A 13,599-nucleotide genomic window follows, 5' to 3' on the forward strand; every position below is an offset into this window, starting at 1 on the left:
GCTGCGAGGGCGAGTAATTCAGTGCGCCCTTTTCGGTAAACCGTAGTGGTGATCGGGCCTGCATAACGGGGTGAATAGCCGCATTTTGGTAGAACGTTCACCGGTGACCGCCTGTTGTTCAACACGTGTCTATCTGTGCCCGGCCCCGGTTGCCCGTGACTACGATGACAGACGTTCCGCCAGTTGATCGGAGTGCCCGATGACGACAGCCCGCGTGCCCGGACTGCCACTCGGCGAGGCCAAGGCCGCCGCCGACGAGGCGGCGGTACCCGACTACATGGCAGAGCTCAGCATCTTCCAGGTGTTGCTGAACCATCCGCAGCTGGCGCGCGCGGTCAATGATCTGCTCGCGACGATGCTGTGGCACGGTTCGCTCGACGCGCGGTTGCGAGAGCTGGTGATCATGCGGATCGGTTGGCTCACCGCGTGCGAATACGAATGGACGCAGCACTGGCGCGTCGCAACCCGGTTGGGTGTCACGACCGAGGACCTGCTGGGTGTGCACGATTGGCAACAGCACGAGGGCTTCGGGTCCCGCGAGCGCGCGGTGCTGGCGGCCACCGACGACGTGGTGCGCGACGGCGCGGTCAGCGCTGACAGCTGGGCGGCTTGCGAGCGCGAATTGCACGGCGACAGAACGACTCTCGTCGAGCTCGTCACCGCGATCAGCGCGTGGCGGATGATCTCGTCGATTCTGCGGAGCCTCGAGGTGCCCTTGGAGGATGGCGTGGTGGGCTGGCCGCCGGACGGGCGTGCTCCGGCGAGTTGATTGCCATGCCAGGCGATAACTCATAGCGTCGAGGAATGCGGACCAGAGTCGCCGAGATGCTCGGTGTGGAGTTCCCGATTTGTGCTTTCAGTCACTGCCGCGACGTCGTCGCCGCGGTCACCAACGCGGGCGGATTCGGAGTCCTGGGCGCCGTCGCACACAGCCCGAAACGGCTGCAGAGCGAACTGGCCTGGATCGAGGAGCAGACCGGCGGCAAGCCCTACGGGGTCGACCTGTTGTTGCCGCCCAAATACGTCGGTGCGGAAAAGGGCGGCATCGACGCGAAGCAGGTCAGGGAGTTGCTCCCCGAGGAGCATCGTGCTTTTGTCGAAGACTTGCTCGCCCGGTACGGCATCACGGCTCCGCCCGAACCGCCGCGGGCATCTGTCGGGGGTCTCAACGTCTCGCCCAAGGGTTACGAGCCATTGCTGGAAGTGGCCTTCGCGCACGACATTCGGTTGATCGCCAGTGCGCTCGGGCCGCCCCCGGACGACCTCGTCGAACGCGCGCACAGCCGCAACGTGCTGGTGGCCGCGCTGGCCGGCACCACCGCACACGCGCGACGGCATGCCGCGGCCGGCGTCGACCTGATCGTCGCGCAAGGCACCGAAGCCGGTGGCCACACCGGCGAGGTGGCAACCATGGTCCTGGTTCCCGAAGTCGTCGACGCGGTCGCGCCGGTCCCGGTCCTGGCGGCGGGCGGGATCGCCCGCGGGCGCCAGATCGCGGCGGCCCTGGCCCTGGGCGCCGAGGGCGTGTGGTGCGGCTCGGTCTGGCTGACCACCGAGGAAGCCGAGACCGACCCGGTGGTCAAGGAGAAGTTCCTGGCCGCCAGTTCCTCGGACACCGTGCGGTCGCGGTCGATGACGGGCAAGCCGGCGCGGATGCTGCGAACGGCTTGGACCGACGAGTGGGAGCGGCCCGACAATCCTGCTCCGCTCGGCATGCCGCTGCAGACCAACCTCGTCACCGAACCGCAGCTGCGCATCAACCAAGCGGCGGCCCATCCCGGTGCGAAGGCACGGGAGCTGGCAACCTATTTCGTCGGCCAGGTGGTCGGTTCGCTCGACCGGGTCCGGCCGACCCGTGCGGTCGTGCTCGACATGATCGAGGAGTTCGTCGACACCATCGGGCGGCTGGAAGACTTAGCTGAGAACTGACTGTCGGGGTCCGTTCAGCTGGGTGTGAACCATGCCACAGCGAGGTGTTTAGCCAGCTCAGGGGTGTCAAAGCTGATCGAAAGCTGTGAAGCGGCGTAATAAACCCATAAAGTTGCGCGACACGGCTCAGATCACATTGACCGGGCCGGATACCTCGTGGAGTATTTACTGCAGCACCTCGTTAGGTGAGGCGGCTACACGAACACAGGCCACTGACCCCGAACGTCGAAAGACGCCCCGGGTCAGGACAGCTCCTCCCGGCTTAAGGGTTGAGTCCAAGTGGCTTCCGGAGTTCCGGACACGTCGTGTGGTGCCAAAGCTCTGACGAGAGGGGTGCGGATTTCCGGCGGTCGCCGGATTCTGAACTCCTTCTGGTGCGCGCAAATAGGCGCGGGTAACCACACGCGTCGTGGCTGTAGAGGAGGTGAGGGACGTATGAGTTCCAGTGGCAGTCCGGATGGATATCCAGGACAAGCTCCGTCCCAATCCGACCTCCGGCCCGAGGCCTCGAGCTAGCGAATCGACTTAGCGCTCAAGCGTTCTCGGATCGGAACCCTGACGGGTCGGGACACATCAGTCCAGTCAGAACCCGTTTGCAATTCCGTTAGGAGACGATCATGACCGCAGTACTCTTCGACGAAGTAGTTGCCGTAGCGCCCGTCCGCAACCTGCGCGTCGTGCGCGACACCACGCCCACGCAGGCCCCCGTGCCCACGAAGGCCGCCCGTCCGGCCGACACCGGATACTTCGGCGCCGGCGACCCGCTGGTGGCCGGTGCCGCCCGCCTGCTGAGCGTCCCCGTCCGCCACCTCTACGCGGCGCTGTGGCGCGTCGGGTTCATTGAGATCACTGCCTGAGATCCCTACCGCGAGACTGCAGCTGCGTAGAGCTTTACTCGGCGTTTGAGTAGGCAGTTGCAGTCTCGCGGTAGAGTGGGTGCGCATCGATCCGGCTATCACCGGGGAGCTTTCGGAAGAACAGCCCGCACGGCCCAGTAGACCCGAACGGGTAGGCCCGTCACAGCCTGAATCGAGCGGCCGTGCGCCAGCACGGCAAGCGGGGTGGTACCGCGGTGCTCGCGCAGGTTGCGCGACCTCGTCCCCGGCCTGACCGTAGGCACGCAGGAGACGACGCGCACCGTGACCGAAAACGCTGACGCCAGGGCTTATCCCAAGCTGGCCGGGGGAGCCCCGGACTTCCCGGCGCTGGAACTCGAGGTTCTGGACTACTGGACCCGCGACGACACTTTCCGGGCCAGCCTCGCAAACCGCGAGGGCGCGCAAGAGTACGTGTTCTACGACGGGCCGCCGTTCGCCAATGGCCTGCCCCACTATGGGCACCTGCTGACCGGATACGTGAAAGACATCGTCCCGCGCTACCGCACCATGCGTGGCTACAAGGTGGACCGCCGTTTCGGCTGGGACACCCACGGGCTGCCCGCCGAACTCGAAGTCGAACGCCAGCTGGGCATCACCGACAAGTCCCAAATCGACGACATGGGCATCGCCGCCTTCAACGAGGCCTGCCGGGAATCGGTGTTGCGCTACACCGGCGAATGGCAGGCCTACGTCACCCGCCAGGCCCGCTGGGTCGACTTCGACAACGACTACAAGACGCTCGACCTGCCCTACATGGAGTCGGTGATCTGGGCGTTCAAACAGCTGTGGGACAAGGGCCTGGCCTATGAGGGCTACCGGGTGCTGCCGTACTGCTGGCGCGACGAAACCCCGTTGTCCAACCACGAGTTGCGGATGGACGACGACGTCTATCAGAGTCGCCAGGACCCGGCGCTCACCGTTGGCTTCCAGGTAGTCGACAGCAAGGTGAATCTGGAAGGCGCCTACCTGCTGGTGTGGACGACCACGCCGTGGACGTTGCCGTCCAACCTGGCCGTTGCCGTCAATCCGGAGGTGACCTACGTCCAGGCCAAGGTCGGGGACCGGCGGTTCGTCCTGGCCGAGGCGCGCGTTGCGGCCTACGCCCGCGAGTTGGGTGAAGAGCCCGAGATACTCGGCAGCTATTTGGGCGCCGATCTGCTGGGGATCCGCTACCTGCCACCGTTCCCGTATTTCATGGACAGGGTGAAGGCATTTCAGGTGCTGCCGGGCGACTTCGTCACCACCGACGACGGCACCGGGATCGTGCACATGGCACCGGCCTACGGTGAGGACGACATGGCGACCACCGACAAGGTGGGCATCGTGCCGGTCACCCCGGTCGACGGCAAGGGTCGTTTCGACGCCACGGTCCCGGAGTACCAGGGTCAGCACGTCTTTGACGCCAACCCGCACATCATCCGCGACCTGAAGAACCAGAGCGGTCCGGCGGCGGTGAACCAGCCGGTACTGATCCGTCACGAGACCTATGAGCATCCCTACCCGCACTGCTGGCGATGCCGCAATCCGCTGATCTACCGGGCGGTTTCGTCGTGGTTCATCGCGGTCACCGAATTCCGGGATCGCATGGTGGAACTCAACCAGCAGATCACCTGGTACCCCGAACACGTCAAGGACGGCCAATTCGGCAAGTGGCTGCAGGGCGCGCGCGACTGGTCGATCTCGCGAAACCGCTACTGGGGCAGCCCGATTCCGGTATGGAAATCCGACGATCCGGCCTACCCGCGCATCGACGTGTACGGCAGCCTCGACGAACTGGAGCGTGACTTCGGGGTGCGGCCCACCAATTTGCATCGGCCCTACATCGACGAGCTCACCCGGCCCAACCCCGACGACCCCACCGGTAACAGCACGATGCGGCGCATCCCCGACGTGCTCGACGTGTGGTTCGATTCGGGATCGATGCCGTACGCCCAGGTGCACTTCCCGTTCGAGAACGCGGATTGGTTCGACACCCATTACCCCGGTGACTTCATCGTGGAGTACATCGGGCAGACCCGCGGCTGGTTCTACACGCTGCATGTGCTGGCCACCGCACTGTTCGACCGGCCTGCCTTCAAAACCTGTGTGGCTCACGGGATTGTGCTCGGCTCCGACGGGCAGAAGATGAGCAAGTCGCTGCGCAACTACCCGGACGTCAGCGAGGTGTTCGACCGCGACGGCTCCGACGCGATGCGCTGGTTCCTGATGGCCTCACCGATCCTGCGCGGCGGCAATCTGATCGTCACCGAGCAGGGCATCCGCGAGGGCGTGCGCCAGGTTTTGCTGCCGCTGTGGAACGCCTACAGCTTCTTGGCCCTGTACGCGCCGAAAGTCGGTACCTGGCGTACCGATTCGGCGCACGTGCTGGACCGTTACATCCTGGCCAAGCTCGCCGTGCTGCGTGACGAGCTCACCGATTCGCTGGAAATCTGCGACATCTCCGGGGCCTGCGAGCAACTGCGCCAGTTCACTGAGGCGCTGACGAATTGGTATGTGCGACGGTCACGTTCGCGGTTCTGGGAGGAAGACGGGGACGCGATCGACACGCTGCACACCGTGCTGGAAGTGGTCACCCGGCTGGCCGCGCCGCTGCTGCCGCTGACTACCGAGATCATCTGGCGGGGGCTGACCGGCGCGCGTTCGGTGCACCTCACCGACTGGCCCGAGCCTGGCGTGGTGCCTTCTGGCACGGATCTGGTGGCCGCGATGGATCAGGTGCGCGACGTGTGCTCGGTGGGGTCGTCGTTGCGCAAGGCCAAGAAGTTGCGGGTGCGGCTACCGCTGCCGAAACTGACTGTGGCAGTGGAGGATCCGCAACAGCTGATGCCGTTCACCGACCTGATCGCCGACGAGCTCAACGTCAAGAAGGTGGAACTGACCGACGCGATCGACACCTACGGCCGCTTCGAGCTCACCGTCAACGCCCGGGTGGCCGGGCCGCGGCTGGGCAAGGATGTGCAGGCCGCAATCAAAGCGGTCAAGGCCGGCGAGGGCGTCGTCAACCCCGACGGCACCCTGACCGCCGGCCCCGCGGTGCTGCAGCCCGAGGAGTACAGCTCGCGGCTGGTGGCCGCCGACCCGGAGTTCACCGCGGCGCTGCCCGGGGGAGCGGGTCTGGTGGTGCTGGAAGGCGCGGTGACCCCGGAGCTGGAGGCCGAAGGCTGGGCCAAGGACCGGATCCGCGAGCTGCAGGAGTTGCGCAAGTCGACCGGCCTGGACGTCTCCGACCGCATCCGTGTGGTGATGGCGGTGCCCGCCGAGCGGGCCGACTGGGCGCGCGCTCACCGCGACCTGATCGCGGGTGAAATCCTGGCCACCAGCTTCGAATTCGGTGATCCCGTGGAGGCGGCGGAGATCGGCGACGGCGTACGGGTCGAGATCGCCAAGGCGTGAACCGCGAAAGTGCGACTGGGAACGCGTTTCTCGGGACGGGACGTCCCTGGTTGCACTCTCGCGGCCTTGTCGGACGGCGGTGGCAAGCTGCGGTCGTGAGTGCGACACCGTTTGTCGGGAGCGCGGCGGTCCGCGCGGGCACCTGGACGAAGCGTGATTTGCGGCGTTCCTGCACCCGCGTATACCGCGACGTCTACCTGCGCCGCGGCGGCCCGCTGACGGCGCGAGACCGGGCGATCGCCGCGTGGCTCTGGTCGGGAAAGAAGGCCGTAGTTGCGGGAGTTTCAGCGTCAGCGCTGCACGGCGCGGAATGGGTCGACCCACACTCGCCGGCTGAACTGATCACCGATCGCAAGCGGCCACCGCCGCTGATTGTCGTGCGCAACGAGACACTGCTCGCCGGCGAGAGCGTGTGCATCGGTGGCGTGCCGGTGACATCGGCTGCCCGCACCGCGTTTGACCTCGGTCGGCGGCCGGGATTTCAGGCCGCGGTCATACGGATCGATTCACTGGCACGAGCCACGGGCGTCACGGCCGCCGATGTATACCCCTTGATCGATACCCACCGCGGTGCGCGGGGGATGAAGCAGTTGCGGCGGGTGCTGCCTCTGATCGACGCGGGCGCGGAATCGCCGCAAGAGACGAGAACCAGGCTTGCGCTGATTGGGGGCGGCCTGCCCCGGCCGCAGACCCAGATCGTGGTGCGAAACATGTGGGGTGCGGTATTGGCCCGCATTGATATGGGTTGGGAGGAATGGCTCGTCGGCGTGGAGTACGACGGGGCCCAGCACTGGACGGACTCGCGCATCCGCGCCAACGATATCGACCGCACCGCCGAATTGGAGCGACGGGGATGGCGCCTGGTTCGGGTCAGCGCCGACCTGCTGCGTCACCGCCCGGATGTCGTCGTCGACCGCGCCCGGAGTGCGTTGCTGGCCGCGGGGTGCCCCTTGTGACCGCGAGAGTGCAACGGGGAACACATCTCTCGAGAGCGACCGTCCCTAGTTGCACTCTCGCGGAGAAAGTAAGGCTGCGGCTGCCGAGCCTACTGTCAGCAAGCGATTCGGGTAGCGTCTGGTTACGGAAGCCATCACATGGAGGCGTCGTTGCGGATTCTGGGTGTGTTCCGGGTGCACAACGGTGCCGACGTCTTGCCCCGGGTCCTGGACGCGCTGGCCGGCTGGTGCGACGACATCTACGCGATCGACGACCGCAGCACCGACGACAGCGCCGAGATCCTGCGGCGGCACCCCGCGGTGACCAACCTGGTGCGGGCCCGCTCCGACCTGCCACGAACGCCGTGGCTGATCCCCGAACCGCCCGGCCTGGAACTGCTGTACCGGATGGCCGATTTCTGCCGGCCGGATTGGATCGTGATGATCGACTCCGACCAAATCGTCGAGGCCGACGTCGACATCCGCGAGGTGCTGGCGGGCACGCCGGACGACGTCGCGGCGCTGATGTGCCCGATGATCCCGGCCTGGAACGACCCGGATTATCCGGACATGATCCCGGTGATGGGAACGGCGGAATCGGTGCGCGGACCGTTCTGGCGGTGGCGCCCCGGGCTGCGGGCCGGAACCCGGGTGATCCACAACCCGCACTGGCCCGCCAACATCACCGAGCACGGCCGCATCGGCCTGGTAAACGAGATCCGGTTGCACCACACCGGGTGGGCAACCCTGGCCGAACGGATCGGCAAGGTCGAGCACTACCGCAAGATCGATCCGGACTCGGAGATGAACTACGGCGTGCCCTACGACCGCGCCCTGCTGTTCGGCTACGCCTACGAGGAGATCGACCTGCTCAAGGCCGACTACCAGCGCCGGGTGCGCGGCGACTTCGACCCGGCCGAGCCGGGCACCCGCCTACCCATCGACCGCGACAGCCTGGCGCTCGGTTCCGGCTACGGTCGCCGGGCCGCGACGTTTCATCCCGGCGTCGACTTCGCCGCGGATCCCGGCACACCGATCCACGCGGTCACGTCGGGAACCGTCTCGGCCGTGCACGATCTCGCCGCCAGCGGGCTTCGGTCGGTGACCGTCTCGTGTCGCGACCTCGACACCGTCTACGTGTTCCGCCCGGGCGACGAGAGCCGGCTCGCGGTCGACGACCAGGTGGCCGCGGGCGCACGGATCGGCGCGCTGGGCCCAGAAACCCAATCCCTGGACGGCTTCTTGCATTTCGAGGTTCGCGTCGGCGGCGAGCACACCAGTCCGGTGCGCTATCTGGCCAACCTGGGGCTGCAGCCGTGGCCTCCGGCGGGGCGCCCGCGACCGGTGTCGGGGACCTTCCCGGCGTCCTCGCCGTGCACCATTACCGGCTGAGCTCGTCGACCAATCCGCGGGCGGACCGGATCGCCGAGCGGACCTCCTGCAGCACCTTGGCAGGATGCTGCTCGTCCAACTCGCCGAGCCGGTTGTAGCGCTCGACGCCGAAACTTGCTGATTCCACCCGTATTCCGAACGGCACCGCCAACGATCGCAGTGCTTCGAAGTGCAGATAGTGGCCTACCGGTTGGCCGGTCACCATCAGACATGACGAGCCGCTCATGCCCAGCGTCCGAGCGGCGAAGGTGTAGGTGTCCGACGAGTTCGCCCGGCGACGGTCCGGGTCCGGCGACGGGGTCTCGAGCAGCGTGATCGGCACGCGGAGTTTGTTGCTCTGCGGTGCGAAGCGCCACACCGTCTCGTCGCCTTGCGGCTTACCGACCCGCCCGCGCAGATGCTCCATCAGCTCGCGGGTGTCGAGCCCGAACGCGTCGGCCGCGCCGTAGGTCATCAGCTCGAATTCGGTGCGGGCACCCGGCGCGCACGCGTCGATCGCGTCCTGTTCGGAGTCGAGCACCGGCCGGGACGCGGCGGCCAGCACCACGTGGCCGACGCGCCGGCCGGTGGCGATCTCGCGCGCATACCGGGCGCGCAGCAGGTTGGTGTAGCGCGCCCCGCCGATCACTAGGATGTGATCGAAATCCGTTCCCCCAGGCGCGGTTTCGCCCGTCATGCCCAACGCGGCCGTCGCCGCCTCGATCCTCTCCAGCTGCGCGGCGGGCAGGGTTAATCGAGGGATCAGCCACCGGGCCGCGCCTGCGGCATCCTGGCTACTGAGCCGTTCCGCGGCGGCTGCGCGGGCCCGGCCCCGATAGTCCCACGCCTCGCTGAACTCGTCGAGGAACGCCAGCCGGTCGCTCAGGCTCAGTCCGTCGGGGATGACACCGCCGAACACCCCGACGAGCTCCGCCAGCGCGGGGTGGGCACACCACGACGCGACCTGCTGCTCGAGCTCGCCGGTGTCGATCGCGGCAGACCCGGCATGTGACGAACACATGTGGCTCCCTTCGAAAGCTGGGCGCTCGTTGGGCGATTCACAACGTACCGCCAATCCGCAGCACCCACCGCGCACTTCACGGAATTTGCATTAGCGACAAATCCGGCCCGCGCAGTGGCTAGGATGCGCCACAACACGCATATGACGGGAGAGCGGAAAGTAGTGCGAATTCTGGTAACTGGCGGGGCGGGCTTCCAGGGCAGTCATCTGTCCGAGGCGCTGCTCGCCATGGGACACCACGTGACCGTGCTCAACACGTTTTCCATTGCCGCCAAGGGAAATCTTCGTACCTTCCAGATGAACGAATCGGCGGACGTCGTATTCGGCTCCGTGACCGATTGGGAGTTGGTCCGCAAAACGGCGCGCGACCACGACGTGATTTTCCACCTGGCGGCAAATGTCAACGTGGACAAGTCACTTGATGATCCGAGAAGCTTTCTCGAGACCAATGTGATGGGCACGCATCACATTCTCGAGGCCGCACGCGAATACGGGTCACGAGTCATCTTCGCCTCGACGTGTGAGGTGTACGGAGACGGTCACAGCCTCGCCCCGGATGCCCTACTCGACGAAACGGCCGAGCCGAGACCGAACAGCCCGTACGCCGCGTCGAAAGCCGCCGCCGACCGGCTGTGTTACTCGTACTTCCGCTCCTACGGCATGGACATCGCTATTGTTCGACCGTTCAACATCTTTGGTGAGCGACAGAAAAGCGGAGCCTTCGGCGCGCTGATTCCGATCCTGGTGCGCCGCGCCATCGCCGGCCAGGAGCTCACCGTCTTCGGCGACGGCTGCGCGACCCGGGACTACCTCCACGTCAGCGATGTCGTGGACGCCTACCTACTGGTGCTCGACACCCCAGATCTGCAGGGCCGGGCGATCAACTTCGCCAGTGGCACGAATACCCGGGTGCGCGACATCGCCGAATACATCGCCGCGAAGTTCGACGCCCGGGTGGTCAACGGACCCGCGCGACCGGGCGAGGTGAGCCGGTTCCCCGCCAGCATCGCCCTGGCGCAGCGCATCGGGTTCGCACCGAAGGTCGACATCTGGGCAGGCATAGACCGCTACATCGCGTGGGCGAAAGAGCAGCCCCCGCAACTAACCGGCTAGTTTGACGGCGCGCCAGCGCAGCCTGCCACCGCGGACCTCGACCTCGACGTCGCCGAATCCCGCCGCGCGCAAGCGATCCGGCAACGTGTCGGGCGAGACGGTGTTGCAGATGTCGCGGAAGTGCAGGATCCGGAACCGCAGCGAATTCACGCTGTCGCTGCCGGCGAAGACACCGCCGGGGCGCAGCACCCGGAAAGCCTCGGCGAACAACTTGTCCTGCAGTTCGACGGTAGGGACGTGGTGCAGCATCGTGAACGACACCACGGAGCTGAACTCGTCGGCGGGCAACCCGGTGTTGGTGGCGTCGCCGTTGATGATGCGCGCCCGGTCGCCGTAGAGGCGCTGCAGTCGCTGCGCCATCGGGGTGTCGATCTCCACCGAGGTGAGCTTGCGCGTCCTGTCGACCAGCACCTTCAGGATGGCGCCGTAGCCGGGCCCGATCTCGAGGGTGTTGTCGCCCAGGTCTACGTCGGCCAGCGCCCAGGGCAGCAGGTCGTCTTCGACCGCTTTAGCCCAGCGGTCCGAGCTGCAGATCCGTCGGTGCGCGAGGTTCATGGCCATGTGGAAAACGTTAGCCGAGTAGCGCAATAGCATTTATCGGATGGAGTCGCGTTGGGTCCTGCACCTGGACATGGACGCGTTCTTCGCCTCCGTCGAGCAGCTCACCCGCCCGACGCTGCGCGGTCGGCCGGTGCTGGTCGGCGGTCTGGGCGGCCGCGGCGTGGTGGCCGGGGCGAGTTACGAGGCGCGGGTGTTCGGGGCGCGCTCGGCGATGCCGATGCACCAGGCCCGCCGCATGGTCGGCGTGACCGCGGTGGTGCTGCCGCCGCGCGGGGTGGTGTACGGGGTCGCCAGCCGGCGGGTGTTCGACGTCGTGCGGGCCGTGGTGCCCGTCGTCGAGCAGCTGTCCTTCGACGAGGCGTTCGGGGAGCCGCCGCAGCTCGCCGGGGCGTCCGCGCAGGACGTCGAGGAGTTCTGCGAGGGGTTGCGACGACGCGTACGCGACGAGACCGGGCTGATCGCGTCGGTGGGCGCCGGCTCGGGCAAGCAGATCGCCAAGATCGCCTCCGGGCTGGCCAAACCCGACGGCATCCGGGTGGTCGGGCGCGCCGAGGAACGGTTGCTGCTCGACAGTCTGCCGGTGCGGCGGCTCTGGGGAATCGGCCCGGTCGCCGAGGAGAAGCTGAATCGGCTGGGCATCGAGACGATCGGGCAGCTCGCCGCACTGACCGACGCCGAGGTGGCCAACATCCTGGGCGCGACGGTCGGCCTGGCGCTACACCGGCTGGCCCGCGGCGTCGACGATCGACCCGTCGCCGAGCGTGCCGAAGCCAAGCAGATCAGCGCCGAATCCACCTTCGCCGTCGACCTGACCAGTCTCGAGCAGTTGCACGACGCGATCGCTCCGATCGCCGAGCATGCGCATCAGCGGCTGCTGCGCGACGGTCGCGGCGCCCGGACCGTCACGGTGAAGCTGAAGAAGTCGGACATGAGCACGCTGACCCGGTCGGCGACCTTGCCGTACGCGACGACGGAGGCCGGCGCGCTGGTCGCGCTGGCCCGGCGATTGCTGCTCGATCCGCGCGAGATCGGGCCGATTCGTCTACTCGGCGTTGGTTTTTCGGGGTTGAGCGACGTGCGCCAGGAGTCGCTGTTCCCGGACCTCGAGCTCGCGGCGCCGGAACCGGAGGCGCAGCATTCTGTCGAAACCGCGACCGACGCGATGTTCGCACCCGCCGCCCCCGAGGCCTCGCCGTGGCGGGTGGGCCTCGACGTCGAGCACCGCGAACTCGGGCACGGCTGGGTGCAGGGCGCCGGCCATGGCGTCGTCACCGTGCGGTTCGAAACGCGGAGCAGCGGCCCGGGCCAGGCCCGGACGTTTCCCGCCGATACCGCCGATCTCGTCGGCGCCAACCCGATCGATTCGCTGGACTGGCGCGACTATCTCGGCGAGCTGCGCACCGAGGACACCGCGCAGGCCTCAGCCCCAGCGGGCGATGACGTCGCCGGCCGGTGACTGCGCGGCCAGCGCGGCCATCAGCAGCACCCGGGCCTGCGGCGGCCGCAACCGCGGCACCATCACGGCGCCGGCTTCGACCAGGTCGTGGCCGGGGCCGTAGCCCGCGCTGACCCCGCCGCCGGGGACCCGGGTGGACACCCCGACGACGATCCCGTTCGCGCAGTGCCGCCGCACGCCGTCGACCACCGCGGCCCCGGCATTGCCCGAGCCCAGCGCCTCCAGCACGACGGCCCGCGCTCCGGCCGCCACGAAGGCGTCCAGCGCCACCGAGTCGCTGCCCAGGTAGGCCGCGACAATGTCGACCCGCGGCGCGTCGGTGGCCCGCAGCTCCCCGAGGTGGGGACGGATTTTCGCGCCGTTGAGTGCCACGCCGCCCGGCGTCGTGCCGACCAGCTCGCCGGCGAAGCCGCTCAGGTCCTGGGTGGCCACCTTGTGCATGCCCAGCGGCTGTAGCACCCGCCCGGCGAAGGACACCAGCACGCCGAGGCCGCGCGCGGCCGGGCTGGCCGCCACCGCCACGGCGTCGCGCAGGTTGGCGGGCCCGTCGGAGTCCGGGGCGTCGGCGCTGCGCATCGCGCCGGTCAGGACGACCGGCGGACTGCCCGCATAGGTGAGGTCGAGCCACAACGCGCTCTCCTCCATGGTGTCGGTGCCGTGCGCGACGACCACGCCCTGCGCGCCGCCGTCGACTGCGGCCCGCACCGCATCGCCGATCCGGTCCCAGTCGGCCGTCGTCAGCTCCGAACTGTCCACCGCCATCAAGTCGACAACGTCGACGTCGAGGCCGGCGGTGAGGTCGGAACCGCTGCGGCTGGGACGGCGCACGCCGTCGGCGCCGGTGCTGGTCGAAATCGTGCCGCCGGTGGTGATGACGGTGATGGGCCCCATAGCCGAATCATTCCGCACGCGCCGGGGCGGCGAGGCCGCACCCAACCAGGC

The 13,599-nt window shown here is 67.6% G+C and carries 11 protein-coding genes and 1 riboswitch; of the genes, 8 read left to right on the top strand and 3 right to left on the bottom strand.

Features of this window, described 5'->3' with window-relative positions:
• Nucleotides 1–199: 199 nt before the first annotated feature.
• The 6 genes from AC5Y5O_RS21610 to AC5Y5O_RS21635 all read left to right on the top strand — a co-directional run bounded on the left by AC5Y5O_RS21610 (nucleotide 200) and on the right by AC5Y5O_RS21635 (nucleotide 8,527).
• Nucleotides 200–769, top strand: a complete 570-nt coding sequence (locus tag AC5Y5O_RS21610) for a carboxymuconolactone decarboxylase family protein (RefSeq protein ID WP_500027358.1) — start codon at nucleotides 200–202, stop codon at nucleotides 767–769.
• 35 nt (nucleotides 770–804) lie between these two features.
• A complete protein-coding gene (locus AC5Y5O_RS21615) occupies nucleotides 805–1,929 on the top strand; it encodes an NAD(P)H-dependent flavin oxidoreductase (RefSeq protein ID WP_096286961.1) in 1,125 nt (374 codons plus the stop codon).
• Nucleotides 1,930–2,099: 170 nt separating this feature from the next.
• Nucleotides 2,100–2,269, top strand: a riboswitch (M-box (ykoK) riboswitch).
• 277 nt (nucleotides 2,270–2,546) lie between these two features.
• Nucleotides 2,547–2,786 carry an Rv1535 family protein gene (locus AC5Y5O_RS21620; protein ID WP_096286963.1) on the top strand — a complete coding sequence of 80 codons (240 nt, stop codon included), beginning with the start codon at nucleotides 2,547–2,549 and terminating at the stop codon, nucleotides 2,784–2,786.
• Nucleotides 2,787–3,068: 282 nt separating this feature from the next.
• Nucleotides 3,069–6,200 carry an isoleucine--tRNA ligase gene (gene ileS, locus AC5Y5O_RS21625; protein ID WP_500027363.1) on the top strand — a complete coding sequence of 1,044 codons (3,132 nt, stop codon included), beginning with the start codon at nucleotides 3,069–3,071 and terminating at the stop codon, nucleotides 6,198–6,200.
• Nucleotides 6,201–6,295: 95 nt separating this feature from the next.
• On the top strand, nucleotides 6,296–7,156 hold the full coding sequence (locus AC5Y5O_RS21630) for a DUF559 domain-containing protein (protein WP_500027366.1): 861 nt from the start codon (nucleotides 6,296–6,298) through the stop codon (nucleotides 7,154–7,156).
• Between the two features lie 150 nt (nucleotides 7,157–7,306).
• Nucleotides 7,307–8,527, top strand: coding sequence for a peptidoglycan DD-metalloendopeptidase family protein (locus tag AC5Y5O_RS21635; RefSeq protein WP_500027479.1), 1,221 nt, complete (start codon nucleotides 7,307–7,309; stop codon nucleotides 8,525–8,527).
• Here the strand turns inward: AC5Y5O_RS21635 and AC5Y5O_RS21640 are convergent.
• The gene (locus AC5Y5O_RS21640; protein ID WP_096286967.1) at nucleotides 8,517–9,527 is read right to left on the bottom strand and encodes a hypothetical protein; all 1,011 of its coding nucleotides are present in this window, start codon (nucleotides 9,525–9,527) and stop codon (nucleotides 8,517–8,519) included. The genes AC5Y5O_RS21635 and AC5Y5O_RS21640 overlap by 11 nt on opposite strands.
• A 162-nt stretch (nucleotides 9,528–9,689) precedes the next feature.
• Here AC5Y5O_RS21640 and AC5Y5O_RS21645 point away from each other — a divergent pair, with 162 nt between their 5' ends.
• Nucleotides 9,690–10,640 (top strand): NAD-dependent epimerase/dehydratase family protein, encoded by a 951-nt coding sequence (locus tag AC5Y5O_RS21645; RefSeq protein WP_096286969.1) that lies wholly within the window; start codon nucleotides 9,690–9,692, stop codon nucleotides 10,638–10,640.
• Here the strand turns inward: AC5Y5O_RS21645 and AC5Y5O_RS21650 are convergent.
• Nucleotides 10,629–11,201 carry a class I SAM-dependent methyltransferase gene (locus tag AC5Y5O_RS21650; RefSeq protein ID WP_096286971.1) on the bottom strand — a complete coding sequence of 191 codons (573 nt, stop codon included), beginning with the start codon at nucleotides 11,199–11,201 and terminating at the stop codon, nucleotides 10,629–10,631. The two genes, AC5Y5O_RS21645 and AC5Y5O_RS21650, sit on opposite strands and share 12 nt — an antisense overlap.
• 40 nt (nucleotides 11,202–11,241) lie before the next feature.
• Between AC5Y5O_RS21650 and AC5Y5O_RS21655 the strand changes: the two genes are divergently transcribed.
• A complete protein-coding gene (locus AC5Y5O_RS21655) occupies nucleotides 11,242–12,657 on the top strand; it encodes a DNA polymerase IV (RefSeq protein ID WP_500027369.1) in 1,416 nt (471 codons plus the stop codon).
• Here the strand turns inward: AC5Y5O_RS21655 and AC5Y5O_RS21660 are convergent.
• Nucleotides 12,622–13,548 (bottom strand): asparaginase, encoded by a 927-nt coding sequence (locus AC5Y5O_RS21660; protein WP_500027371.1) that lies wholly within the window; start codon nucleotides 13,546–13,548, stop codon nucleotides 12,622–12,624. The genes AC5Y5O_RS21655 and AC5Y5O_RS21660 overlap by 36 nt on opposite strands.
• Between the last annotated feature and the right edge of the window lie 51 nt (nucleotides 13,549–13,599).

It is taken from the genome of Mycobacterium sp. NGS40 (assembly GCF_059812735.1).